This is a genomic window from Hymenobacter aerophilus DSM 13606 (assembly GCF_000382225.1).
GTDB classification, from domain to species: domain Bacteria; phylum Bacteroidota; class Bacteroidia; order Cytophagales; family Hymenobacteraceae; genus Hymenobacter; species Hymenobacter aerophilus.
In genome coordinates this window covers 1-25,221 of sequence record NZ_KB907802.1, presented here as the reverse complement: position 1 = coordinate 25,221, position 25,221 = coordinate 1, and the positions used below count along the sequence as shown (strand labels likewise).

Here is a 25,221-nt window from a genome sequence, read left to right as displayed (position 1 = left end):
CTTAGGCGCTGAAACGCCCCATCGGCGCACACAAAAAATCCCCGTCCGATTGCTCGGACGGGGATTTTTTGGTTTTTCAGATGCCGGTATTTCCAACCGGCCGGCAGGCTGCGGTAGTTAGACCGCGCTGCCGCCCCGAATGACGCGGAGCAGGATTACGATGATGGCAATTACGAGCAGTACGTGAATGATGCTGCCGGTGAAGAAGCCGCCGAAGAAGCTGATAGCCCAGATGATGACCAGAATGACGGCGATGATGTACAACAGATTACCCATGATTGAAAAGGAAGAGAGTGGGAAAAAAGGGGAGAGAGAAAAAACAGCGTTTCCGAGGAGCAGTAGATGATTTGCAGGGCCGGAAGCCATTCTGCGGGTTTGTACGCGCACCTTCGCCCAAAAGGTTTTATTCAGCTTCACCTATTTTTCATTAGCACAGTCCAAACCTGTCCTGATTGACTGCAAAGGCCCTTTTTGGCTTGCCAAAAAAAGCCGGCCCCTGGCGGGCTGCCGGACGAACCAATTGGGCAGCCGCCGGTTTTCGGCGTAGCTTTGCTTAGGCCCGCTTCTCCCCTTTTTTGGCGGGCCTTCGTTTCTTCCCACCCCCTTTTTTCCACCTTTATGAACGTTGCCGTTATTGGCTCGGGCACGATGGGCAATGGCATTGCCCACGTTTTTGCCCAGCACGGATTCGCCGTGGCCCTCATTGATATCAACCAGCCGGCCCTCGACAAAGGGCTGGCCACCATCGGCAAAAACCTCGACCGGCAGGTAAGCAAAGGCAGCCTCTCGGACGAGGACAAAACGGCCACGCTGGGCCGCATCAAAACCTACACCAGCCTTTCCGAGGGCGTGCTGCAGGCCGATTTGGTGGTGGAGGCCGCCACCGAAAACGTCGAGCTCAAGCTCAACATCTTCCGCGAAATCGACCAGTACGCGCCCGAGCAGGCTATTCTGGCTACCAACACCTCCTCGATTTCCATCACCCGCATTGCCGCCGTTACCAAGCGCCAAACGCAGGTTATTGGCATGCACTTCATGAACCCGGTGCCGGTGATGAAGCTGGTGGAGGTGATTCGCGGCTACGCGACTTCCGATGAGGTGACGGCCAAAGTGATGGATATGTCACGGCAACTGGGCAAAACGCCCACCGAGGTCAACGACTACCCCGGCTTCGTGGCCAACCGCATTCTGATGCCCATGATTAACGAGGCCATCATCACGCTGCACGAGGGCGTGGCCGGCGTCGAGGAAATCGACACGGTGATGAAGCTGGGCATGGCCCACCTCATGGGCCCGCTGCAGCTGGCCGACTTTATCGGCCTCGATGTGTGCCTGGCCATTATGCGGGTACTGCACGAGGGCCTGGGCAACCCCAAATACGCCCCCTGCCCGCTGCTGGTGAACATGGTAACGGCCGGCCGCCTGGGCGTGAAATCGGGCGAAGGCTTCTACTCCTGGACCCACGGCACCAAAGAGCTGGTACTGGCCGACCGTTTCAAGCGCTGATTTACTCGTTAATTTTCACTGATTAACCGTGATGACGCTGTTTCGGATGGCGCGTGGCAGGTTGCCGTATAAGGCTGCCTGGCCAGCATTCGTTCAGGTTTATGAACAGCCGCCAGCCCTTGTGCGTTATAGTTGCAGCGCTGAACAAAATCAGCGTCATCACGATTAATCAGCGAAAATCAACGATTTATGGAACAAGCTACATTTGGCGGCGGCTGCTTCTGGTGCACCGAGGCCGTTTTTCAGAACCTGAAGGGCGTGGAGAAAGTCGTGTCGGGCTACACCGGCGGGCGCATTGCCAACCCCACCTATAAGGAAGTCTGCAGCGGCCTGACGGGCCACAACGAGGTGATTCAGGTCACCTTCGACCCGGCCGTTATCAGCTACGAGGACCTGCTGGAGGTGTTCTGGAAAACCCACGACCCCACCACCCTCAACCGCCAAGGCAACGACGCGGGCACGCAGTACCGCTCGGGCATTTACACCAACTCGGAGGAGCAGCAGCGCCTGGCCGAAGCCTACAAGCAGAAGCTGACTGACGCCAACGCCTTCGACGGCCCCATCACCACCGAAATTCTGCCCCTGCCGGAGTTCTACCCCGCCGAGGCCTACCACCAGAACTACTACAACCAGAACCGCACGCAGCCCTACTGCCAGTTCGTGGTGAAGAGCAAAGTAGACAAAGTGAAATCGGTGTTCGGCGACAAGCTGAAAAGTGAGGCGGCGTAAATTTAGAAGGGAGATATAAGAAGTGAGAGGTGAGACTTTCGTGCCGACGACCCTAATTGATTGGGCTGTCAGCACGAAAGTCTCACCTCTCACTTCTTATATCTCACGTCTAAGCTCCGGCCATTTCAATCTGGAAAGGACCCTGGTCGCGGCCGAGGGCATAGAAGGTAGCCACCTGGTTCATCAGGGTGCGGGTGTAGAGGTCCAGGTCGCGGGTTTCGATAATCTGGTCGTTGCGCACGATGATGAAGCTGACCAGCTCGCCGGGGTAAGCACCGTCTTCGCCTACTTCGGGCAGGGCCTCGAAGGGCGAGTGCGACTTCACCGGAATAAACTCCTGTTTGGGCAGGCTCATCAGGGTTTTGTCGCCGAAGGGCACGAAGCCCTTGATGGGCGAGTAGTGGTAGTGCGGGTTCCAGACCCAGCTGCCGTTGAAGATGTAGTACTCGTCGGTGCCCAAGCGCAGAAACTCACGCAACGACACGTTTACGGCCACGCGCCAGTTGCTGCGCTCCTGCAGGCTCTGCTTGATAACGGCCAGCCGCGTGGGGTCGGGCACGTCGGTAAGCTGCTGGGTGAGGCGGGCGTGCACCACCAGCTCGCAGCCGGCATACAGGTTGAGCAGCTGCTGACGCCACGAATTCTGGGCCCCCAGCTGGTAGGCGTCGGCGCGGGTGAACTCGAAGAAATTGTGGGTGTAGGGCCCCGCCAGGGCCACGCCGTCGCGGCCGTTGGGCTCGGCCCATTCTACCAGAAAGCAGGGCCGGGTGCGGCCATCCACCCAGGGCAGCTCGCGGTTGAAAACTACGCGGGTTTGGATGGTTTCCGGGTCGAGGCTCAGCTCCTGGGCCACATAGTCGCGCACTTCCTCGCGGGCCTGCGCGGCCGATACTACATTCTTAATCACAGATGTTGCAGATGTTGCAGATAGCGCAGATTCGTTCTGGGCTGCAGATGAAAAAAAGATTGGATGACGCGGCTGCCAGCACAGGCGTAGGTCGAAAGCAGCTCATCAAAACTCCCCAAAGATAGAAGGCCAGCCAATATGCCGGTTATCAACTTACCCAAGCAGTTCTTTCAACCGAATCAATTCTTATCAGTAATCCAGAACGAATCAATTTTCATCTGCAACATCTGCAACATCTGTGATTTTAGATGGCCACGTTGTGCTCACGCAGGGCGTCGTTGAGGCTGGTTTTGAGGTCGGTGCTGGGCTTGCGCTGGCCGATGATGAGGGCGCAGGGCACCTGGTATTCGCCGGCCGCAAACTGCTTGGCCACCGAACCCGGAATCACCACCGAGCGAGCCGGCACATGGCCGCGGTACTCCCGGGGCTCGGTGCCCGTCACATCAATAATGCGGGTGCTGCCCGTAATGGTCACGCCGGCCCCGATAACGGCTTCTTTTCCTACAAAACAGCCTTCCACCAAAATGCTGCGCGAGCCCACGAAGGCGCCGTCCTCGATGATAACCGGGGCGGCCTGCACCGGCTCCAGCACCCCGCCAATGCCCACGCCGCCGCTCAGGTGCACGCCGGCCCCGATCTGGGCGCACGAGCCCACGGTGGCCCAGGTATCCACCATGGTGCCCTCGCCCACCCAGGCGCCGATGTTTACGTAGCTGGGCATCATGATTACGCCCGAAGCCAGGTAGGCACCGTAGCGGGCCACGGCCGGCGGCACCACGCGCACGCCCTGGCCCTGGTAGTCGGTTTTGAGGCGCATTTTGTCGCGGAACTCGAAGGGGCCGACTTCGATGGTTTCCATCTGGCGAACCGGAAAGTAGAGAATCACGGCCTTTTTCACCCAGTCGTTTACCAGCCAGCCGCCCTCCTGGCCTGGGGCGGGCTGGGCCACGCGCAGGCGGCCTTTGTCGAGTTCTTCGATAACGTGCTCGATGGCTTGCAGCGTGGCGGGTTGCTGGAGCAGGCTCCGGTCGTTCCAGGCGGCTTCAATCAGGGGTTGCAGGTTGGTCATTTTCGATTTTCGTTGAGCGTTGTTCGTAATTCGCAGTTGGGTTGCCGGCTTCGCGGCCGGCCAGCCCAAAGGTAGCAGACGATGGGCGCTGGTAGCAACGCCGGGCTCCGGCAGTCACTTCCCCCTTCCGCAGCCACTCCCCGAACCACGAGAAACCAACCACAAACCCAATGCCCGCCCTCACCATTCTGCTGGCCTCCGTGCTCAAGCCCCTCGACGATACCCGGATGCTGGGCAAGTTCGGGCGCACACTGGCCGGGCGGCCGGGCACCCAGGTGCACGTGGCGGGCCGGGCGGCCCCGCCCCCACCCAACCTGCTGGCCAACCTGCACGTGCACGCGCTGCTGCAGGGCTCCCGCCTGAGCCTGGCGCGGCTGCGGGCTCAGTGGCGCTACTGGCAACTGCTGCGGCAGGTGCGGCCCAATGTGGTGTTTGTGCACGCGCCCGAGTTGCTGCCGGCCACCGTGCTCTGGCAGTGGCTCGGGCGGGGCCGGCGGCACTTCGTGTACGATGTGCGCGAAAATTACGCCCTCAACATCCAGACCCAGGCCGTGTATCCGACCTGGGCGCGGAGCCTGCTGGCGGGGCTGGTGCGCCGCCTCGAAACGCTGGCCGCCGCCCGCGCCGCGGCCGTGCTGCTGGCCGAGCGCAGCTATGCCGCCGAACTGCCCTTCGCGGCCGGAGCCCTGACTACTGCCGCTGCCCCAGCAGCCTCGGCACTTCTTCCCAAAAGCCAAAAACCAAAAACCAGAAACCAACCACCCGTTCTTATCATCGAAAACAAGTACCAGCCCTACGATGCCCAGCCGGCCGCCTGGCCGCGCCGGCTGCCCGGGTTTCCGGAGCCGCTGCGGCTGGTCTACTCGGGCACTATTTCGGAGCTGAACGGGGTGTGGGAGGCGCTGCGTTTTGCGGCCCACCTGCGCACGGTGTGGCCGCTGGCGCACCTCACCATTATCGGGGCCTGCCAGCAACCGGCGCTGCTGGCGCGGCTGGAGGCAGCCGTGGCGGCCGCGAAAGGGGCGGTTACGCTGGTAGGCGGTGCGGCGCTGGTGCCCCACGCGACGCTGGTGGCCGAGTTGCGCCGCGCGCACCTGGGGCTGCTGCCCTACCGGCCCCACCCCAGCACGGCCCGATGCGTGCCAACCAAGCTGTTCGAGTACCTGGGGCTGGCTCTGCCGCTGGTGCTGCCGCCTAACCCGCTCTGGCAGCCGCTGGCCGATGCCGCCAACGCCGGGCTGGCCTTCGATTTTCAGCAGGCCGAATACCCGCCGGCCCTGGAGCTGGCTGCGGCCCTGCAGGCCCGCCCTTACTACCCGCAGGGGCCGCCGCCGCTGGCTTTCTGGGAATCGGAAGCTAAAAAATTATCGGCGCTGCTGAATATATTGGGTAACTGCCGACCTTAGCAACCCGTTTATGGAACGGGCACCGATTTTCTTTACCTTCGGCGCTTGCTTTCTTCTGTACTGCTCCGCAAATCCCTCCCCCGATGACTAACTCCTTACGCAACTCCGAAATTGCCGGCGTCGGCCACTATGTGCCCGAGCGCGTGGTTACCAATGCCGACCTCACCACCCTCATGGACACCACCGACGAGTGGATTCAGGAGCGCACCGGCATCAAGGAGCGGCGCTGGTTTACCGAAGGCACCGACACCACCGCCAACATGGGCGCCAAAGCGGCCCGCCGCGCCCTCGAAATGGCCGGCCTGGAGCCCGACGATGTGCAGATGATTGTGTTTGCCACGCTCTCGCCCGACTATTTCTTCCCCGGCTCGGGCGTGCTGTTGCAGCGCGAGCTGGGCATCAAGGCTCCCGTACCGGCCTTCGATGTGCGCAACCAGTGCTCGGGCTTCGTGTACGCGCTGAGCATGGCCGACCAGTTCATCAAAACCGGCATGTACGACAACGTGCTGGTGGTAGGCTCCGAAATCCATTCTTCGGGCCTCGACATCAGCACCCGCGGCCGGGCCGTGTCGGTTATTTTTGGCGATGGCGCCGGCGCGGTGGTCATGCGCCCTAGCACCCGCGAGGGACACGGCGTACTGAGCACGCACCTGCACGCGCAGGGCGAGCACGCCGAGGAATTGATTGTAAAGGAGCCCAGCTCGAACCGCCAGAACCGCACCGCCTTCATACAGAACCTGGAGAACGAGGTCGAGCTCTACCCCGTCATGAATGGCCAGAACGTGTTCAAGCACGCCGTGGTGCGCTTCCCGCAGGTGATCAAGGAGGCGCTCGACGCCAACGGCTACCAGCCCCAGGACCTCGACATGCTCATTCCGCACCAGGCCAACTTGCGCATCACGCAGTACGTGCAGCAGAAAATGGGGCTCTCCGACGACAAGATTTTCAGCAACATCCAGCGCTACGGCAACACTACCGCCGCCTCCGTGCCCATCGCCCTGAGCGAAGCCGTGCAGGAAGGCCGCATCAAGCGCGGCGACCTGGTGTGCCTGGCCGCCTTCGGCTCGGGCTTCACCTGGGCCTCGGCGCTTATCAAGTGGTAGATTTTTTAATTAACAATTAATAATTAGGAATTAAAAATTGACTGCTTTATGGGTCTTTTGGGGCTGATAAACAGTTGATTTCTAATTATTAATTATTAATTACTAATTGTTCCAATGCCCAGCTTCACCGAGGAAAACTACCTGAAAGCCGTTTATAAGCTCTCGGAGGCCCAACCCGGCACGGAAGTAAGCACCAACAGCGTAGCCGAAGAGCTGCAGACCCGGCCCGCTTCAGTTACCGATATGCTACGCCGCTTGGGCGAGAAGGGCCTCGTCAACTATACCCGCTACCGGGGCGTCACGCTGAGTGAGGCCGGACGGCTAGTGGCGCTCAACACCATCCGCAAGCACCGGCTCTGGGAGGTCTTTCTGGTCGAGCATTTCGGTTTTCACTGGGATGAAGTGCACGACGTGGCCGAGCAGATGGAGCACGTCGACTCCGAACTGCTGGTGCGCCGCCTCGACGAGTTCCTGGGCTTCCCGCAGCTCGACCCCCACGGCGACCCCATCCCGACGGCCGAGGGTGTGCTGCACCGGCCTGAGCACCGCCTGCTGGCCGACCTGCGCCCCGGCGACCAGGGCCGCGTGGTGGCCGTCAAGAACACCTCCGCGCCCTTCCTGCAGTACCTCGACAAAGTAGGCGTCGGTCTGGGTACGCACATTGAAGTGCTGGATAAGATTCTGTTCGACAATTCGCTTGAAATCAATATCAACCAGGAACGCAAACAATTAATATCAGTCGAAGTAAGCCGCAACCTGATGCTGGCGGGTTGAGCTTTAAAGCCAAGGATAAAAGGGAAAAGGCGAAGCCGTTGAACACCTAAACCAGGGCCGTTCAACGGCTTTGCCTTTTGGTTTTGGCGCTTTCACTTTCAAGCCGCCGTACCTTTGCGGGCTCATTTATTCCAGACTGCCGTGGCCGCCGACCTGCCCCTCGCCCTTTCCGATACCATCGTCGCCCTCTCGACCCCGCCCGGCGCCGGGGCCATTGCGCTGGTGCGCCTCTCGGGCCCCCGGGCCATTGCCATTACCGACGAGGTGTTTGCCGGTAAGCGCCTGGCCGAGCAGCCCGGCCACACCCTGCACTACGGCACGCTGCGCGACGGAACTCAGGTGCTCGATGAGGTGGTCGTGTCGCTTTTCCGCAGCCCGCACTCTTACACGCGCGAAGATGTGGTGGAAATCAGCACCCACGGCTCCGACTACATTGTGCGGCAGGTCTTGGCGCTGCTGCTGCGCCACGGCGCCCGCCTGGCCGAAGCCGGCGAGTTTACCAAGCGCGCCTTTCTGCACGGCGCCCTCGATCTGGCTCAGGCCGAAGCCGTAGCCGACCTGATTGCCGCCGACTCGGCCCTGAGCCACCAGGTGGCCCTGCGCCAGATGCGGGGCGGCTTCTCGCGCGAGCTGCGGGAACTGCGCGGCCAGCTGGTGCACTTTGCGGCCCTGCTGGAGTTGGAGCTGGACTTCGGTGAGGAGGACGTGGAGTTTGCCGACCGCACCGGGCTGGTGGTGCTGTTGCAGCAGGTGCAGGCCCTGGTGCGCCGGCTGCTGCGCTCCTTCGAGCTGGGCAACGTCATCAAAAACGGCGTGACCACCGTTATTGCCGGCCGGCCCAACGCCGGCAAAAGCACGCTGCTCAATGCCCTGCTCAACGAGGAGCGCGCCATCGTGTCGGAGGTGGCAGGCACCACCCGCGACCTGATCGAGGACGAGGTGAGCATCGAGGGCATCCGCTTCCGATTCGTAGATACGGCCGGCCTGCGCGAAACCTCCGACGTGGTGGAAGCTATGGGCGTGGAGCGCACCCGGCAGCGGGTACAGCAGGCGGCGCTGGTTGTGTATCTGTTTGATATTACGACAACTTCGCCGGCTACGCTTCAAGCAGAAATTGAAGCCCTGAACCTGCCCGCCAGCGTGGCCGTGCTGGCCGTGGGCAACAAGCTCGACCTGGCTTCCGAGGCCCAGGCGGCTGCTTTCCAAAGCCGGCCCGATACCCTGCTGCTAGCAGCGGCCCGCGGCGGCGCGGGGCTCGACGAGCTGCGGGGGGCGCTGCTGGCCCGCGTGCGCCTGCAGGGCCTCGACCATACCGGGGCCAGCACCATCGTCACCAACCTGCGCCACGCCCGCAGCCTGGAGCAGGCCGACCGCCACCTCGACGCCGTGCTGGTGGGCCTGAGCACCGGCGACGGCACCGAGCTGCTGGCCGCCGACCTGCGCCACGCCCTGGGCGCGCTGGGCCAGATAACCGGTGAAATAAGCTCCGACGACCTGCTCACCAGCATCTTCACCCAGTTCTGCATCGGCAAGTAGGCGGCAGATAAGTGGCCAGTGGGCAGTGATGACGCCGCAAGGTTGGGCTGGTTGATAAAAAGGCGGCCCGAATGCCGGTTTTATCGGCTTGGCGGTGTTACTTTGTAGCTAGCCGCTCCGCAAACAAGTTTGCCGGCCGGCTTGTACTATAGCTAGTAACCAACAGCCAAATGACCGCTTGCCGGTTTATTGGTTAATTTCATCCTGAACCACCACTTTTCAACCTACGCTTTATGGCAGAATCTGCTGAACTGACGCTCAACGGGCAGTCATACACGCTCCCCGTTATTGAAGGCACCGAGCACGAAAAGGCTTTCGACATCAGCAAGCTCCGCGACCAGACGGGCTACATCACCCTCGACCCCGGTTACAAGAACACCGGAGCCTGCAAAAGCGCCATCACCTTCCTCAACGGCGAAGAGGGCATCCTGCGCTACCGCGGCTACCCTATCGAGCAGCTGGCCGAGAAGTCGAGTTTCATTGAGGTAGCCTACCTGTTGATTTATGGCAAGCTTCCTACCCAGGACGAGCTGACCAACTTCAGCAACCAGATCACCCAGCACACGCTGGTGCACGAGGATGTGCGCAAGATTTTCGACGGCTTCCCCACGGCAGCCCACCCGATGGCCATCCTGAGCTCCCTCATCTGCTCGCTGACCGCCTTCTACCCCGAAAGCGTAGCGCCCGACCTGAGCAAGGAGGAAATCGACCTGACCGTTATTCGGTTGATGGCCAAGATTTCGACCATCGCGGCCTGGACCTACAAGAACAACATGGGTCACCCGCTCAACTACCCGCGCAACGACCTCGACTACTGCTCCAACTTCCTGTACATGATGTTCAGCTTCCCCACGGAGAAGTATGAAATCAACCCCATTGTGGTGCAGGCCCTCAACAAGCTGCTCATCCTGCACGCCGACCACGAGCAGAACTGCTCGACCTCGACGGTGCGCCTCGTGGGCTCGGCCAACGCTTCGCTCTACGGCTCGGTTTCGGCCGGCATCAACGCCCTGTGGGGCCCGCTGCACGGCGGCGCCAACCAGGAAGTGGTGGAGATGCTTGAATCTATCCAGCGCGACGGTGGCGACACCCAGAAGTGGATTGATAAGGCCAAGGACAAGGACGACTCGTTCCGCCTGATGGGCTTCGGCCACCGGGTGTACAAGAATTTCGACCCCCGCGCCACCATTATCAAGAAGGCCGCCGACGACGTGCTTAAGGCCCTGGGCCTCGAAGACAGCCCCCTGCTCAAGATTGCCAAGGAGCTGGAGCAGGCTGCCCTCACCGACGAGTACTTCGTGCAGCGCAAGCTCTACCCGAACGTCGACTTCTACTCGGGCATCATCTACAAGGCCATCGGCATCCCGACCGAGATGTTCACGGTGATGTTTGCCCTGGGCCGCCTGCCCGGCTGGATTGCCCAGTGGAAGGAGATGCGCACCAACAAGGAGCCCATCGGCCGCCCCCGCCAGATTTACGTGGGCGAAACCGAGCGCGACTACGTGACCATCGACCAGCGCACGGCCTAAGCTATGGAGCTGCCGGCTGAGCCGGCAGTTCACATCAGCGCATAAAAAAAGCCCGCTTCGGCGGGCTTTTTTTATGCTTAGGCTATTCGAGTTTTACCAGAGGCACCACTCGCTACTCAACTGCCAATCAACGAATATTAACAGCAGTGAATTCGGATTTGAGGCCGTCGTAGACGGCGAGCTGCTTGGGCTGGAGCAGCGCGGCTACATCCCATTCGTAACGCTGGAGCACATCGGCCAGGGCCTTATCGAGGTTTGCGGGGTCGGCTTTAAGTTCCTTGCGCAGCGTGGCCATTTCGGAGAGCAGGCCCACATTCAGGCGGCGCAATTTGATGTACTGGCCTTCGCTGAGCTGAGTGCGCTCGGCAATGCGCCAGGTCATGGCAGTGGCCCGCTCACCCAGTGTAACGCCCCCGCCATCGGCCTGAGCTGCGGTTGGGTTTGCGGCGGCCAGGAAAGAAGCCAGGGCCAGTAGAGTAAGAACGTTTTTCATAGTTGTAGGAGGTTTGGTGGAAAAATGAGGACCTGTCCAACTGCACTATCCAAAACTGTATTGTCAAGATACTACAGAAATATGATATAAGCAATATAAATTTTACTAAGCGTTTGTACCCCTCCAGCCCACGGTCCGGCGCCCACTGGGCCGGACCGTGGCTGCACGGGCGCTGTTACTTCGACAGCGTACCCAGGGCCGTCATGCTGGCGCGGTGCTGGTCGAACAAGGAGCGTTGGGCGGGCCGCAGCATATCGAGCAGAGCCATTTCGTAGTAGAGTTGGGCATCGGCCAGGCGCTGGTCGAGGATGGGCTGCTCGGCGGCGAAGCGTGACTTCAGGTCTTCCTGCTCGCTGAGCATGCGGATGTTGAGCTGCTTGAGGCGCAGGTACTGGCCTTCATCGAGCCGGATGCGGTCGGCAATGGCGCGGGTAAGGGCCGTAGCGCGGGCCGTGATGCTGGTCGGGTTGTCGGCGCGCTTAGCGGCCAGCATTACCCCGGGGGCAGCAATAAGCAGGCAAACGAATAGTGCAACTTTCTTCATGGTGAAAAAGGAGAAAAGGTTGAGAATGATTGCTTGAGACGATTTAGCAGCGCAGTACTATATAAATAGTGCATTTGCTGTGGTTCCCACCAGCGCCGGCTGCTGTGTGGGAATAATCAAATGTACACCAAAATATTAAACTATAAAATGTTTTTTTATCACTATTCTAATCAATAACTTTTACAACGATTTAATAGAAGCCTCATTATCAACCTTCTGGATATGCTACGAAAAAGAAAAACTCCAATCGAAAAAAGTGCAATTACTAGGGTAATTGTCCTTTTTCGATTGGAGCTGAAGGCAAACCGGGCCCAGATTGGCCGGTTTGGCAGGAACCTACAGAATTCGAAGCTCGATGCGACGGTTCTGCTGGCGGTTTTCCTCGGAGTCGTTGGGGGCCAGCGGGCGGGCCTCGCCGTAGCCCTTAAAGCGCAGGCGGGCGGCCTCTACGCCCTGGCTCAGCAGGTAGCGGTACACCGATTTGGCCCGGTTCTGCGACAAAACCAGGTTGTCGTCGTCGGAGCCGATATCGTCGGTGTGGCCCGATACCTCCACCTGAATGGCCGGGTACTGCTTCATAAAGCTCACCAGCCGGTTGAGCTCGGTGCGCGACTTGGGCTTGAGCTCGTACTGGCCCACATCGAAGAACAGGTTGTTGAGCACCACGCTGCGGCCGGTGCCTACCGGGTCGAGGTACAGGTCGAGGGTGAGCGGGTCGAAGCTGCGGCGGCTGCTGTAGTCGAAGCTCAGGCTGCGCATCAGGTATTTGTCGGCGGCGGCGTACATGGCGTACTGGCGGCCCTCGTTGAGCACCACGGTGTACTCGCCGGTTTCGGCGTCGGAGTTCACATATTGCACCAGCTCGTTGGTGTTGAGGTCGTAGAGCTGCACGTCGGCGGCAATTGGCTTTTTGGTCACGGCGTCGTACACCCGGCCCTGGGCGTAAGTGCTGGTTTCGCGGGCCCGCACGCTGGCCGGCGCCTCAAACGAATACAGCTCCACGGGCTGGTCGCGCTGCCGCTTTACGCCCGGCTCGGCGGTGCGCCAGCGCGAGCAGAAACCCCGACGGTTGTCGGAACTGATAAACAGCGAAGCCTCATTCTCGAACGTGTTGAGCGGGTAGCCCAGGTTGCGGGGCGCTTCCCACTTTCCATCGGGGGCCAGCTCGCAGCGGTAGATGTCGAGGCCGCCCATGCCCACCAGCCCATCGGTAACGTAGTAGAGCGTGGTGCCGCTGGCGTGGATGAAGGGCGCCATATCCTTGCCGGGCGTGTTGATGGGCGCGCCCACGTTGCGGGCGGGCGTCCAGTTACCCTGCTCGTCGAGGGTGGTCACGTAGATGTCTTCCTGCCCCTGCCCGCCGCGTCGCATGCTGGTAAAGTACAGCGTGCGCCCGTCGGCCGAAAGCGTGGGCTGCGAGTCCCACTCGGGCGAGTTGACGTTGCGGCCCAGGTTTTCGGGTTTGCTCCAGGTGTTGCCGGTGCGCCGCGAAATATACAGGTCGCAGTTGCCCACCGAGTTGGCCCGGTCGCAGGAAGCGAAAACCAGCGTTTTGCCATCCCCCGAAATCGCGCCCGCCCCTTCGTTGAATGAGGTGTTGATGGCCGGCGAAATGGACGACGGCGCCCCCATGGTGCCATCGGGATTCTGGCGGCTCACGTACAGGTTTTCGTCGGAGCCCGCGGTGGGCCGGCCGGTAAAGAGCAGAAAGCGGCTGTCGGCGGTGAGCACCGGGAAATACTGAAACCGGAAGGTGTTGAGCGGCTCGGGCAGCCGGGTGGGCTCGGGGCCGGTAGGCGTGGCCATCGCCTTGGCAGCAAACTCGCAGTTTAGCAGCTGGCGCCGGGCCTGCGCAATGTTGCGCTGGCCCTTAGGAGCCAGTTTGAGGTACTTCTGAAAAGCGTCGGCGGCCGTGGCATAGTCGCCGAAGCTGATGGCCAGCTCGCCGAGCATGTAGTAGTCGTTGGTGCGAGCTGCATCGACGGGCAGCTTGGGCAGGCCGGTACGGTAGGCCTCGAAGGCCGCCTGGTTTTCGCCCATCGCCTTGAGCAGCGAGCCGCGCAACAGATACGGCTCGCCCAGCGACGGAAACTTCTGCGTGAGCTGGTCGAGCGTTTCGAGGGCTTTGGTAAAGTCGCGGCCCTTGGCGTGGGCCTGGGCTTTGTCCCAGAGGCTGCGGGCCTTGGTGTTGGTGGAGCTGAGCCGGGCCTGGGCAGCCGCCAGCTGCGGCGTAAGGCCACCGGCAGCAAGCAGTAGCACCAGCGGCACAAGGAGCGAACGACGCATAGGATACGGGCTAAATCAAGTGGGCGCCAGGCAACTCGGCGCTAAGGAATATCGAGGTATTTATGGGTCTGGAGCGACACCTGCCAATGCGGGTGGGCCTTCACGTAGTCCACAATCAGCGGCGTCATGGCGGCGGCCTTGCTCCACTCGGGCTGCAGGTAGAGGCGGCACTCCGGCCCCACCTGGGCGGCGTGCTCCTCGGCCCAGGCAAAGTCGCTTTTGTTGAAGACCACGATTTTCAGCTCGTGCGCCGCGGCCAGCACGCTGGGTAGCGGCGCTTTGAACTTCTTGGGCGATACGCAAATCCAGTTCCAGTTTCCGCTGAGCGGGTAGGCGCCGCTGGTTTCTATCCAGGTGCGGCAGCCGGCGGCCTGCAATGCGGCCGTCAGGGGGCCCAGCTCGTGCATCAGCGGCTCGCCCCCGGTGATGACCACGTTGCGGCCGGGGTGCGCCGTTACGGCCGCCACCAGCTCGGGCAGCGAGTGGCGCGGGTGGGCATCCAGGGGCCACGACTCCTTCACGTCGCACCACACGCAGCCCACGTCGCAGCCGCCGAGGCGGATGAAATAGGCGGCGCGGCCAGTGTTGTAGCCTTCGCCCTGAATGGTATAAAATTGCTCCATCACGGGCAGCGAATCGGCGGCCGGCGCAGTGGGAGTTACGGCAAGTTGGTGCAGCAAAACGGGTAATCTTCTGAAAAAAAACAAGTCGGGCCGCCGGGAAGTCCAACTGCTGGTGCAACTGGCGCTCTTCCCGGCGGACCGACTTTAAAAGTAGTACAACGCCCTGAGTTCTGAAAGCTCCGGCGGCTTTTAATTGGACTTTAGCGTTTGGGGTGGCGCCTTGTCGCTCAGGCACTCAGGCCCCTACCGGTACACCTCTGCTTTGGCGGCGCGCAGCGTATTCAGCAGCAGCATGGCAATGGTCATCGGGCCCACGCCGCCGGGCACGGGCGTGATGTAGGAAGCCAGCGGGGCCACTTCCCCGAAGTTCACATCGCCCTTCAGCGCCCAGCCGGACTTCTTGCTGGCGTCGTCCACCCGGGTCGTGCCCACGTCAATCACCACCGCGCCGGGCTTCACCATATCAGCCGTTACGAAGCCGGGCCGGCCCAGGGCCGCTACCAGAATGTCGGCGGTGCGGGTAATATCGGGCAGGTTCTGGGTGCGCGAGTGGCATAAAGTAACGGTGCAGTTGCCGGGCTCCAGGTTCTTGGCCAGCAGGATGCTAACCGGGGTACCCACAATGTTGGAGCGGCCGATAACCACGCAGTGCTTGCCGTCGGTGGGCAACTCGTAGCGGCGCAGCAGCTCCACAATGCCCGAGGGCGTAGCAGGCAGCAGCGCCGGCAGCCCAGCCACCATCCGCCCGATGTTCATCGGGTGGAAACCGTCCACGTCCTTGTCGGGGCGCACGGCCTCAATCACCTTGTTGGTGTCGATGTGGCGGGGCAGCGGCAACTGCACAATGAAACCGTCGATTTGCGGGTCCTCGTTCAGCTCGGCCACCTTGGCCAGCAGCTCGGCTTCGGTGATGCTGTCTTCGTAGCGCAGCAGGGTGCTTTCGAAACCGACCCGCTCGCAGGCCAGCACCTTGTTGCGCACGTAGGTTTCCGAACCGCCGTCGTGGCCCACCAGGATGGCGGCCAGGTGGGGCGTTTTGTGGCCGGCGGCTTTACGCGCGGCTACTTCGGCGGCAATTTCAACTTTGATGTCCTCGGCGGTTTGCTTGCCGTCGATGAGGCGGTAGGTCGTGGCGTCGGGGGCGGCGGTCATGGCGCGGGCGGCTGGGGGTTGGTTATTCGGCGGTTGTTTGGGGCTCGTCGCCGGCAGCGGCGGCGGCTTCGTGGGCGGCAATGGCTTCGGCGCCGGCTTCGAGCAGGGCCTTCTCCATCACGGGCCAATCGTCGCGCCAGCGGAACTTGCGCTCCTGGCCTTTGCGGATTTTTTCGAGCTGGTCCTGGCTGCGGCAGTTTTTTACTAAGTGGTGCTCAGTCGGCATGGTTTGGGGGAAAGCAACACACGCCCGGTTAAGAAGTGCATCAGGTGGAACAATCGGTACGCGCAAAAAAAAGCGCGCCTCCACGGGAGGCGCGCTTCACTCATCAATCCAGCTTCAGAACGGCCAGGAAGGCCTCCTGCGGTATCTCCACGGAGCCCACCTGACGCATCCGCTTCTTGCCTTCCTTCTGCTTTTCAAGCAGCTTGCGCTTGCGGCTGATGTCGCCGCCATAGCACTTGGCAATTACGTTTTTGCGCAGGGCTTTTACGGTCTCACGCGAAATAATCTTCTGGCCGATACTGGCCTGAATGGCAATTTCAAACTGCTGGCGGGGCAGCAGCTCGCGCAGCTTCTCGCACAGCCGGCGGCCCCACTCGTAGCTCTTGCTGCGGTGCACAATGGCCGACAGGGCATCCACCTTCTCGCCATTCAGCATAATATCGAGCTTCACCATGTCCGACTCGCGGAAGCCAATCAGCTCGTAGTCGAGCGAGGCGTAGCCGCGGCTGATGGTTTTAAGCTTGTCGAAGAAGTCGAACACGATTTCCGACAGCGGCAGCTCAAACGTCATTTCCACCCGCTCGGAAGTCAGGTAGCTCTGGCCTTTGATGACGCCGCGCTTGTCCATGCACAGCGTGATAATGGGGCCCACGTAGTCGGCGGCCGTGATAATCTGGGCCTTGATGTAGGGCTCCTCGATGTGCTTAATGAGGTTGGGCTCCGGCATCTCGCTCGGCGCGTTGATGGTCAGCAGCTGGTCTTTGCTGCCGGTGGCGTGGAACTGCACGCTGGGCACGGTGGTAATCACTGTCATGCCAAACTCGCGCTCCAGCCGCTCCTGCACGATTTCCATGTGCAGCATCCCCAGGAAGCCGCAGCGGAAGCCGAAGCCCAGGGCCACCGACGTTTCGGGCTCCCAGACCAGCGAGGCGTCGTTGAGCTGGAGTTTCTCCATGCACGAGCGCAGCTCCTCGTACTCGGTGGTATCGACGGGGTAGATGCCGGCGAAAACCATCGGCTTCACGTCGGCAAAGCCCTTGATGGGTTCCTTGGTGGGGTTGGCCACGTGGGTAATGGTGTCGCCCACCTTCACTTCGCGGGCCTCCTTGATGCCCGAAATGAGGTAGCCCACGTTGCCGGCACGCATTTCCTGGCGCGGCTCCTGGTTGAGGCCCAGGATGCCGATTTCGTCGGCGCCGTATTCTTTGCCGGTAGCCATGAAGCGGAGCTTGTCGCCCTTTTTCATGGTGCCGTTCTTGATGCGGAACAGCACCTCGATGCCGCGGTAGGAGTTGAAGACCGAGTCGAAAATCAGGGCCTGCAACGGCGCTTCGGGGTCGCCCTTGGGGGCCGGCACCCGCTCGATGATGGCGTTGAGGATGCCCTCGATGCCGAGGCCGGTTTTGCCGGACGCGTGCAGGATGTCTTCGTACTCGCAGCCGATAAGGTCCACGATTTCGTCGCTTACCTCCTCGGGCATGGCGTGGGGCAGGTCGATTTTGTTGAGTACCGGAATGATTTCCAAATCGGCCCCGATGGCGAGGTAAAGGTTGGAAATCGTCTGGGCCTCGATGCCCTGGGAGGCATCCACGATGAGCAGGGCGCCCTCGCAGGCGGCAATGCTGCGGCTTACTTCGTAGCTGAAGTCGACGTGGCCGGGCGTGTCAATCAGGTTGAGCGTGTAGATTTCCCCTTTGTAGGGAAACTGCATCTGGATGGCGTGGCTCTTGATGGTGATGCCCCGCTCCCGCTCCAGGTCCATGTTATCGAGCAGCTGGGCCTGCATGTCGCGCTTGGCCACGGTACTCGTGAATTCGAGCAGGCGGTCGGCGAGCGTGCTTTTGCCGTGGTCGATGTGGGCAATGATGCAGAAATTGCGGATGTTCTTCACAGAGGGCAGTTTTTTCTAGCTTCAAAGGTACGCAACGACGCCCGGATATGCTACGGCCGCCCCGTCGGGCTTCGCAGGCGCCCCTAACCCCCGCCCGCGCCCCGCGCGTATAAGGAAGCTGCCGAAGCCGGGCTCTAACCCGCGTGACCGGCTTCGGTTTGCCTTCTTTCCATTTCACACCTATTACCAATCCGCTATGTCAGTCAAACTCAATTCCGCCGCCGTCAAGTACGCCAAGCAGCTCATCAAGGACGGCAAAATCAAGAACGATTCGGGCCACTGGAGCCAGCACAACCCCGACACCGACGCCGAGAACCAGTTCCTCGATAAGCACGACTACCAGGAGTACGCCAAGTGGCACCTGGGCGAGGACACCAGCATGGGCGAAGACACCAAGGGCCGCTACAAATTCCCGTTCGGCGACTTCAAAACCGTGCACCGCGACGGGCTGCTGGCCGCCAAGGAGCGCGCCGCCCAGCAAGGCTACCACGACATCGAAAAGGCCGCCGACGAGCTGGACAAAGAGCTGGAGAAACACGCCAAGTAGCCGCCGCACCGGGCGGGGCCGGCCCACCCTTCCGGCCCCGGCGCCGTACGCATAAGTTCACCAATACCACAACCATGAACGGTATCACCCTTAAGCAAGCCGAACAGGCCGTAGCCGCCGCCCAGCAGAAAGCCCGCGACCTGAACCTGAAAATGAACATTGCCGTGGTCGACGCCGGGGCCAACCTCACGGCCTTCGCCCGCATGGACGGCGCCTGGCTGGGCTCGGTGGATATTGCCATCAAGAAGGCCAAAACGGCCCGCTACTTCGATATGCCCACCGGCGACCTGGGCCAAGCCTCCCAGCCCGGCGGCTCGCTGTTCAACATTGAAGTGTCGAACGGCGGCCTCATCACCTTCCCCGGTGGCCTGCCCATCAAAAATGCGCAGGGCGACATCATCGGCGCCATCGGCGTGTCGGGCAGCACCGTGGAAAACGACCACACCGTTGCCGAGGCCGGGATGCAGGCGGTGAAATAGCCCTTCTGCCTAAATCATACTGAACGCCGGGCCTGGGTTGGGTCCGGCGTTTTTGGGTTTAAAGACCTTCGTCAAAGGAGCAGGATTGCGATAGAACATGCAACGCTCAGCAGTCTGGCGCACTCTTCCGCCCGTACCAACCCGTCCAGAATGCGCCTATTGCTCTCCCTGCTACTATGCGGCTCCCCACTCCTACTTTCGGCCCAAAACCTTCACGGCCGCATTCTTCGCACCGACTCTGCCGCTGCACCAGTGCCTTTTGCTTCCGTGGGTGTGAAGGATAAGGCCGCCGGCACGGTAGCCGACGCGCAGGGCCGCTTCCGCTTCCCCTACTCACCGGAATTATCGGCTACCGATTCGGTTATCGTCACGGCCGTGGGCTTCCGGCCGGCCCGACTGCTGCTGGGGCAGTTGCGGCAGCCGGCAGTTACTATTCGCCTGCAAGCGCAACCCCAGGTTTTGCGCGGGGTAACCGTGCGCCACCGGCAGCTACAGCCGCAGGTGCTGGGCCGCACCGGCACTGGCGGCATAGCCCACTGGGGCGTAAATAGCATCGTGAAGGACAGTGTCCGCCGCCGCGAAATGCTGGGCTCAGAGTTCGGCACATTCATTACTTCGCCCCGCAATTGCTACGTTGACGATTTCAACGTGTATGTGCAGCACAATCCGTTTCGGCAAGTGCGCTTGCGGCTGGTATTCTACGCAGTGCGCGATAAACGCCCCGCGGAACTGTTGCTGCCCCAAGACATCCAACTGGTGTTGACTGACCAGCAGCAAGGCTGGGTAAAGGTCGATTTGCGGCCGTATAATCTGCAGTTCAGTAAGGGGCAAAAGGTAGTGGTAGCATTGCAGTGGCTCGACGCGGTGGGAGTAACGCCCAATTACCAATCCTTCGACGTTCCGGCGGCCTTTCCGACTCCCCTGCATCTGGTCTACACCCGAAATAAAAGTCAGGACGAGTGGAAATTTTACCGTGGCCGACCCAGCCTATATCTGAACGTGCAGAGTTGGAAGTGACAAGTTGGGCCCGGCGGCCCCAGGCTCCCTCTGCCGGAATCGCCACCCCACTCCTAAGGGTTGCCACCCTGGCAAAGTGACTTGTCGGCTCGGCCGCAAGTCTTGTCACCTCGGCAGCAGGCCTTGCCACCTCCACATTACGGCTTGACACTTCGACACGAAGGCTTGCCACCCCAGCAGCAGGCCTTGTCACGCCGACACTGGGCTTTGTCACCCCGGCAAAACCTCTTGTCACCTTATCAGTGGTCATTGTCACTACGGCAGCAGGCGTTGTCGGCCCGATAGTACGGCTTGCCACCCCGACAGCGGCTCTTGCCACTACGATAGGAGGCCTTGGCACTTTAGCAACTCCCCTTGACACGTATAAAATTACTGCCGCCTGTTGATTGCCCGCATATAGCCCGCCTGTAGCACAAGCAGCAGATATACGAACAGCAGTGCAACGGGAATCGTTAGGTGGTCGCCGTCCAGTACAGAAAGAATAGCATACAGGCTGGCAAACATCAGCGGCAGGAAGACCGCTGCCTGCACCAGCGCTGCCAGCCGGGTACGGTGCCTGGGCTGCTCAAACAATAAGGCCGGTAATTGCGCGGGCCACAGGGCCAGCAGAGACAAGGCGTTGCTGGCGAGCCAGCCCATAAGCAACGCCGCCTGCCCATACATTAATGGAATGCCGATAGAATCGGCGAAGGGAGGAAAGTCGCCGCGAATAGAACGGTAGTGATAATACCAGTACAGCGAAGCCCACAGCAAAGCCCACCCGACATTCAGCCAAACGAAAAAGCGAGTTTTACTCACGGTTTTTACTCGCCGAAACTGCTTCCATGTCTGTACTCAGTTGGCGCGCAGAAACAGTAAAACCGTGAGGCTGCTGATGGCCACGCCGGAGCCGGTATCTAGCCAGTCGTTACGGCTGGTGCGCCAGGCTTTCTCCGCGGCGTAATAGGTCTTACGGTAGTCGGTAGTGCCGTCTGACTGGGTATTCCTGACTTCATCGGCCGGGCCAGCTGTGTACATAATACTGTACAGGTCGTCGATGTTTTTCCCCTCGATGAAGGCGGGCATGAAGAACCCGTACAGCCACGCCGCCGCGCCCAGCAGCAACAGGCTTATCAATACATGCGGCAGGTTTTTCAGCATCCTGATTCAGCTTTGCGTAAAGTTAGTGAAACCCGTTAGCGGTGCTGCCACTTAGCAGATACCTGCATGGTATCTGGGGTAGCAAACGCGCCCTCGCTGCCTGTTTCGTACCTTAGCCCTCCTGAAACCCACCCAAACCGCCCTTCGATATGCAAGCTCCCGTAGCGCCTTATAAACCCAAAAACCACGTCCGCATCGTAACGGCCGCCGCCCTGTTTGATGGGCACGACGCCGCCATCAACATCATGCGCCGCATTATTCAGAGCAGCGGCGCCGAGGTTATTCACCTGGGCCACAACCGCTCGGTGCAGGAAATCGTGGATTGCGCCATTCAGGAGGACGCCCAGGCCATTGCCATTACCTCCTACCAGGGCGGCCACAACGAGTACTTCAAGTACATGCACGATTTACTGGCAGAGCGCGGCGCGGGCCACATCAAGCTCTTCGGCGGCGGCGGCGGCGTGATTCTGCCCTCCGAGATTGAGGACCTGATGAACCACGGCGTCACCCGCATCTACTCGCCCGACGATGGCCGCGCCATGGGCCTGCAGGGCATGATTAATGACCTGCTCGAACAGTCCGACTTCCCCACCGGCCAGAACCTCAACGGCGAGGCCGCCCACCTCAAAGACAAGAACGCCCGCGACATCGGCCGCCTTATCTCCGCCGCCGAAAACTTCCCCGAGGAGTTTAAAAAAGCTTTTAGCTCAGAGCCGTTAGCTGATAGCTCTTCGGCCGACGAATCTGGCCAAAACAACGACAAGCCAACGGCTAACAGCTCTCAGCTAACAGCTAAAAAGACCTCTCCAATCCTGGGCATCACCGGCACGGGCGGGGCGGGCAAGTCGAGCCTCGTGGATGAGCTGGTGCGGCGCTTTCTGCTGGACTTTCCGGAGAAAACCATTGCTATCATCTCCGTCGACCCCAGCAAGCGCAAGACGGGCGGGGCGCTGCTAGGCGACCGAATCCGGATGAATGCCATCAACTCGCCGCGGGTGTACATGCGCAGCCTGGCCACGCGCCAGAGCAACCTCGCCCTGAGCAAGTACGTGCAGGATGCCGTGGACGTGGTGCGGGCCGCCGACTTCGACCTCATCATCCTCGAAACCTCCGGCATCGGCCAGTCCGACACCGAAATCATCGAGCACTCCGACGCCAGCCTCTACGTGATGACGCCCGAGTACGGCGCGGCCACGCAGCTGGAGAAAATCGACATGCTCGATTTCGCCGACGTCATTGCCCTCAATAAGTTCGACAAGCGCGGCGCGCTCGATGCGTTGCGCGACGTGCGCAAGCAGTACCAGCGCAACCACGGCCTCTGGGAGAAACCGCTCGACACGATGCCCGTGTTCGGCACCATCGCCTCGCAGTTCAACGACCCCGGCATGAACCGCCTCTACCGCGCCGTGCTGAGCGTTATCGAGGAGCGCACCGGCCACGCCTTTGCCTCGCAGCTCGAAACCTCGGGCGAAGACTCCGAGAAAATCTACATCATTCCGCCGCACCGCACGCGGTATCTTTCCGAAATAGCCGAAACCAACCGCCAGTATGACCAGTGGGTTCAAAAACAGTCTGCCACAGCGCAGCAGCTCTATGGAATCCGACAAGCCGTCGGAGCCGTTGAAAGCCTCGGCAACGACCGAATTGGAAACAGTGCCGGAGGAGCTGGTAACGGCGGCGGCCCAGCAGGTGCCGGAGTCGAGCCCGGAGCACTCGTGGCCGGCCTGGAGAGCACCTTCGAGGAGGTCAAGCTTCGGCTGGACGGGCAGAACTGGAAACTCCTGGAGACCTGGCCGCAAACGGTAACCGCCTACCAGGCCCCCGAGTTCGTGTTCAAGGTGCGCGACAAAGAAATCCGCATCCAGACGCATACTAAAAGCCTGTCGGGCACCCAGGTGCCCAAGGTTTCCCTGCCCCGCTACACCGCCTGGGGTGATTTGCTCCGCTGGCAGCTGCAGGAAAACGTGCCCGGCGAGTTCCCCTACACGGCCGGCGTGTTCCCCTTCAAGCGCGAGGGCGAAGACCCTACCCGCATGTTTGCCGGCGAAGGCGGCCCCGAGCGCACCAACCGCCGCTTCCACTACGTGAGCATGGGCCTGCCCGCCAAGCGCCTGAGCACGGCGTTTGATTCGGTGACGCTCTACGGAGAGGACCCGGACCTCCGGCCCGATATTTATGGCAAAATCGGCAACGCCGGCGTGAGCATCGCCTGCCTCGACGACGCCAAGAAGCTCTACTCGGGCTTTAACCTGGCCAACCCCAGCACGTCGGTTTCCATGACCATTAACGGCCCCGCCGCCACGCTGGCCGCCTTCTTTATGAACGCCGCTATCGACCAGCAGTGCGAGCTGTATATCAAGGAGCAGGGGCTGGAAGAGGAAGTCAGCCAGAAAATCGACGCCATCTATAAAGAGTATGGCCAGCCCCGCCCCCACTACCAGGGCCCGCTGCCCGAAGGCAACGACGGCCTGGGCTTGCTGCTGCTCGGCGTAACCGGCGACCAGGTGCTGCCCGCCGACGTGTACTCCCGCATCAAGGCCCGCACCCTCACGCAGGTGCGCGGCACCGTGCAGGCCGATATTCTCAAGGAAGACCAGGCCCAGAACACCTGCATCTTCTCGACCGAATTCGCCCTGCGCCTCATGGGCGACGTGCAGCAGTACTTCATCAACGAGAAGGTCCGCAACTTTTACTCGGTGTCGATTTCGGGCTACCACATTGCCGAGGCCGGCGCCAACCCCATCACCCAGCTGGCCCTCACGCTCTCCAACGGCTTCACGTTCGTGGAATATTACGTGAGCCGGGGCATGGACGTGAACGACTTTGCCCCCAACCTCTCGTTCTTCTTCTCCAACGGCATCGACCCCGAGTACGCCGTGATTGGCCGGGTGGCGCGCCGCATCTGGGCCAAGGCCATGAAGCTCAAGTACGGCGCCAACGCCCGCTCGCAGATGCTCAAGTACCACATCCAGACCAGCGGCCGGAGCCTGCACGCCCAGGAAATCGACTTCAACGACATCCGCACCACCCTGCAGGCCCTGTACGCCATCTACGACAACTGTAACTCGCTGCACACCAACGCCTACGACGAGGCCATTACCACGCCCACCGAGGAGTCGGTGCGCCGGGCCATGGCCATCCAGCTCATCATCAACCGCGAGCTAGGCCTGGCCAAGAACGAAAACCCGCTGCAGGGCTCCTTCATCATCGAGGAGCTCACCGACCTGGTGGAGGAAGCGGTGCTGCTCGAATTCGACCGCATCACGGAGCGCGGCGGCGTGCTGGGCGCCATGGAAACCATGTACCAGCGCGGCAAGATTCAGGAGGAGAGCATGCACTACGAGATGCTCAAGCACACGGGCGAGTACCCCATCATCGGCGTCAACACCTTCCTCTCCTCCAAGGGCTCGCCCACGGTGGTACCCGCCGAGGTAATCCGCGCCACCGAGGAGGAAAAGCAGTACCAGATTACGATGCTGGAGGCCCTGCAGGCCCGCAACGCCGACCAGGCCCCCGCCCGCCTCAAGCAGCTTCAGCAAGTAGCCGTGGCCAACGGCAACCTCTTCGAGGAGCTAATGGACACCGTCAAGTTCTGCTCGCTCGGCCAGATTACGAACGCCCTGTTCGAGGTCGGCGGGCAGTATCGGCGGAATATGTAGACAGAAGGACGATAATAGACTAATTTCTTCTTGACAAATATTTATCATGCCGACGTACCCCATCGTAAAGATTCCGCCTGAAATTCAGGCGGCTCTAAACGCAATTCCACAAACACCACAAGCTCCTAAAGAACCTGTAGCACCAATATTACAAGTCCCTGAAGAGCCGGAGAGTGCAAGCGCCATAAGGTTTTTCTTTGGTTTAGGGATTTGTCTATTAAGTGGGTTGGCATTCGAGAAGAAGAGCGGAACTATGCTAGGTTTATTTCTTTTGTTTATCGGTGTTACTATTATTATATTTTATTTCAAATCATGGTCGTGTGTTAGATAAGTAGAAAGTACTATCTTGGGGTATGATCTACGAAGCTGTTGTTTGTCCGCATTGCCACCAGCCTGAACACGTGTACCGGCATGGGCGTACAGCCGATGGACGACAGGGCTACCGCTGCACGAGGTGTCGCCGCCGCTTTCAGCTACACTATCAGCACAAAGGCGCGGCGCCTGGCACGGCCGACAAAATTGAGCAGTTGGCCCTGAACGGCAGCGGCATTCGCGACACGGCCCGCGTACTGGGCATCAGCGCGCAAACCGTGATGGCGCAGCTA

At 60.8% G+C, this 25,221-nt stretch carries 25 protein-coding genes; 13 read left to right on the top strand and 12 right to left on the bottom strand.

Features of this window, described 5'->3' with window-relative positions; genetic code table 11:
• Nucleotides 1–117: 117 nt before the first annotated feature.
• Complete coding sequence (locus H145_RS23900) at nt 118–276, bottom strand: lmo0937 family membrane protein (protein ID WP_019946626.1); 159 nt, start codon at nt 274–276, stop codon at nt 118–120.
• A 342-nt stretch (nt 277–618) separates the two neighbouring features.
• Here H145_RS23900 and H145_RS0102835 point away from each other — a divergent pair, with 342 nt between their 5' ends.
• Nucleotides 619–1,506 carry a 3-hydroxyacyl-CoA dehydrogenase family protein gene (locus H145_RS0102835; RefSeq protein ID WP_019946625.1) on the top strand — a complete coding sequence of 296 codons (888 nt, stop codon included), beginning with the start codon at nt 619–621 and terminating at the stop codon, nt 1,504–1,506.
• Between the two features lie 189 nt (nt 1,507–1,695).
• Entirely contained in the window at nt 1,696–2,235 is a 540-nt protein-coding gene (msrA, locus tag H145_RS0102830; protein WP_019946624.1) for a peptide-methionine (S)-S-oxide reductase MsrA, read from the top strand.
• Nucleotides 2,236–2,344: 109 nt separating this feature from the next.
• On the opposite strand, the gene H145_RS0102825 is transcribed toward msrA, so the two are convergent.
• Both H145_RS0102825 and H145_RS0102815 read right to left on the bottom strand, forming a co-directional pair.
• On the bottom strand, nt 2,345–3,142 hold the full coding sequence (locus tag H145_RS0102825; RefSeq protein WP_019946623.1) for a hypothetical protein: 798 nt from the start codon (nt 3,140–3,142) through the stop codon (nt 2,345–2,347).
• 244 nt (nt 3,143–3,386) lie between these two features.
• Nucleotides 3,387–4,211 carry a 2,3,4,5-tetrahydropyridine-2,6-dicarboxylate N-succinyltransferase gene (locus tag H145_RS0102815; RefSeq protein WP_019946621.1) on the bottom strand — a complete coding sequence of 275 codons (825 nt, stop codon included), beginning with the start codon at nt 4,209–4,211 and terminating at the stop codon, nt 3,387–3,389.
• A gap of 170 nt (nt 4,212–4,381) precedes the next feature.
• Between H145_RS0102815 and H145_RS0102810 the strand changes: the two genes are divergently transcribed.
• The 5 genes from H145_RS0102810 (at nt 4,382) to H145_RS0102790 (ending at nt 10,559) form a co-directional block, all read left to right on the top strand.
• The gene (locus H145_RS0102810) at nt 4,382–5,617 is read left to right on the top strand and encodes a glycosyltransferase family protein (RefSeq protein WP_019946620.1); all 1,236 of its coding nucleotides are present in this window, start codon (nt 4,382–4,384) and stop codon (nt 5,615–5,617) included.
• An 83-nt stretch (nt 5,618–5,700) separates the two neighbouring features.
• Entirely contained in the window at nt 5,701–6,720 is a 1,020-nt protein-coding gene (locus H145_RS0102805; RefSeq protein WP_019946619.1) for a 3-oxoacyl-ACP synthase III family protein, read from the top strand.
• A 114-nt stretch (nt 6,721–6,834) separates the two neighbouring features.
• Complete coding sequence (locus tag H145_RS0102800; protein WP_019946618.1) at nt 6,835–7,494, top strand: metal-dependent transcriptional regulator; 660 nt, start codon at nt 6,835–6,837, stop codon at nt 7,492–7,494.
• 114 nt (nt 7,495–7,608) lie between these two features.
• A complete protein-coding gene (mnmE, locus tag H145_RS0102795) occupies nt 7,609–9,030 on the top strand; it encodes a tRNA uridine-5-carboxymethylaminomethyl(34) synthesis GTPase MnmE (RefSeq protein WP_240471648.1) in 1,422 nt (473 codons plus the stop codon).
• 233 nt (nt 9,031–9,263) lie between these two features.
• Nucleotides 9,264–10,559 (top strand): citrate synthase, encoded by a 1,296-nt coding sequence (locus H145_RS0102790; protein WP_019946616.1) that lies wholly within the window; start codon nt 9,264–9,266, stop codon nt 10,557–10,559.
• A 127-nt stretch (nt 10,560–10,686) separates the two neighbouring features.
• Here the strand turns inward: H145_RS0102790 and H145_RS0102785 are convergent, their stop codons facing one another.
• The 7 genes from H145_RS0102785 to lepA all read right to left on the bottom strand — a co-directional run bounded on the left by H145_RS0102785 (nt 10,687) and on the right by lepA (nt 17,774).
• A complete protein-coding gene (locus H145_RS0102785) occupies nt 10,687–11,052 on the bottom strand; it encodes a hypothetical protein (RefSeq protein ID WP_019946615.1) in 366 nt (121 codons plus the stop codon).
• A 175-nt stretch (nt 11,053–11,227) separates the two neighbouring features.
• Nucleotides 11,228–11,596 (bottom strand): hypothetical protein, encoded by a 369-nt coding sequence (locus tag H145_RS0102780; RefSeq protein WP_157541051.1) that lies wholly within the window; start codon nt 11,594–11,596, stop codon nt 11,228–11,230.
• 336 nt (nt 11,597–11,932) lie between these two features.
• Nucleotides 11,933–13,882, bottom strand: a complete 1,950-nt coding sequence (locus H145_RS0102775) for an OmpA family protein (protein WP_026351221.1) — start codon at nt 13,880–13,882, stop codon at nt 11,933–11,935.
• Nucleotides 13,883–13,923: 41 nt separating this feature from the next.
• Complete coding sequence (locus tag H145_RS0102770) at nt 13,924–14,562, bottom strand: 7-carboxy-7-deazaguanine synthase QueE (protein ID WP_019946612.1); 639 nt, start codon at nt 14,560–14,562, stop codon at nt 13,924–13,926.
• A 186-nt stretch (nt 14,563–14,748) separates the two neighbouring features.
• Nucleotides 14,749–15,657, bottom strand: coding sequence for a bifunctional 5,10-methylenetetrahydrofolate dehydrogenase/5,10-methenyltetrahydrofolate cyclohydrolase (locus tag H145_RS0102765; protein WP_019946611.1), 909 nt, complete (start codon nt 15,655–15,657; stop codon nt 14,749–14,751).
• A 22-nt stretch (nt 15,658–15,679) separates the two neighbouring features.
• Entirely contained in the window at nt 15,680–15,883 is a 204-nt protein-coding gene (locus H145_RS0102760) for a hypothetical protein (protein ID WP_019946610.1), read from the bottom strand.
• A gap of 103 nt (nt 15,884–15,986) precedes the next feature.
• Complete coding sequence (gene lepA, locus H145_RS0102755; RefSeq protein WP_019946609.1) at nt 15,987–17,774, bottom strand: translation elongation factor 4; 1,788 nt, start codon at nt 17,772–17,774, stop codon at nt 15,987–15,989.
• A gap of 196 nt (nt 17,775–17,970) precedes the next feature.
• Here lepA and H145_RS0102750 point away from each other — a divergent pair, with 196 nt between their 5' ends.
• The 3 genes from H145_RS0102750 (at nt 17,971) to H145_RS0102740 (ending at nt 19,817) form a co-directional block, all read left to right on the top strand.
• Entirely contained in the window at nt 17,971–18,321 is a 351-nt protein-coding gene (locus tag H145_RS0102750; protein ID WP_019946608.1) for a hypothetical protein, read from the top strand.
• 74 nt (nt 18,322–18,395) lie between these two features.
• Nucleotides 18,396–18,800, top strand: a complete 405-nt coding sequence (locus tag H145_RS0102745) for a GlcG/HbpS family heme-binding protein (RefSeq protein ID WP_019946607.1) — start codon at nt 18,396–18,398, stop codon at nt 18,798–18,800.
• 252 nt (nt 18,801–19,052) lie between these two features.
• Complete coding sequence (locus tag H145_RS0102740) at nt 19,053–19,817, top strand: peptidase associated/transthyretin-like domain-containing protein (protein ID WP_157541047.1); 765 nt, start codon at nt 19,053–19,055, stop codon at nt 19,815–19,817.
• A gap of 369 nt (nt 19,818–20,186) precedes the next feature.
• On the opposite strand, the gene H145_RS0102735 is transcribed toward H145_RS0102740, so the two are convergent.
• Both H145_RS0102735 and H145_RS0102730 read right to left on the bottom strand, forming a co-directional pair.
• On the bottom strand, nt 20,187–20,615 hold the full coding sequence (locus H145_RS0102735) for a hypothetical protein (RefSeq protein ID WP_157541043.1): 429 nt from the start codon (nt 20,613–20,615) through the stop codon (nt 20,187–20,189).
• A 36-nt stretch (nt 20,616–20,651) separates the two neighbouring features.
• The gene (locus tag H145_RS0102730) at nt 20,652–20,957 is read right to left on the bottom strand and encodes a hypothetical protein (protein WP_019946604.1); all 306 of its coding nucleotides are present in this window, start codon (nt 20,955–20,957) and stop codon (nt 20,652–20,654) included.
• Nucleotides 20,958–21,106: 149 nt separating this feature from the next.
• On the opposite strand from H145_RS0102730, the gene H145_RS0102725 reads away from it, so the two are divergent.
• The 3 genes from H145_RS0102725 to H145_RS23895 form a co-directional block, all read left to right on the top strand.
• Nucleotides 21,107–24,616 (top strand): methylmalonyl-CoA mutase family protein, encoded by a 3,510-nt coding sequence (locus H145_RS0102725; protein ID WP_019946603.1) that lies wholly within the window; start codon nt 21,107–21,109, stop codon nt 24,614–24,616.
• Between the two features lie 46 nt (nt 24,617–24,662).
• Nucleotides 24,663–24,947 (top strand): hypothetical protein, encoded by a 285-nt coding sequence (locus tag H145_RS24580; protein ID WP_205619293.1) that lies wholly within the window; start codon nt 24,663–24,665, stop codon nt 24,945–24,947.
• Nucleotides 24,948–24,969: 22 nt separating this feature from the next.
• Nucleotides 24,970–25,221: IS1 family transposase (locus H145_RS23895; protein ID WP_169513155.1), on the top strand; the 252-nt coding region annotated here is incomplete at its 3' end.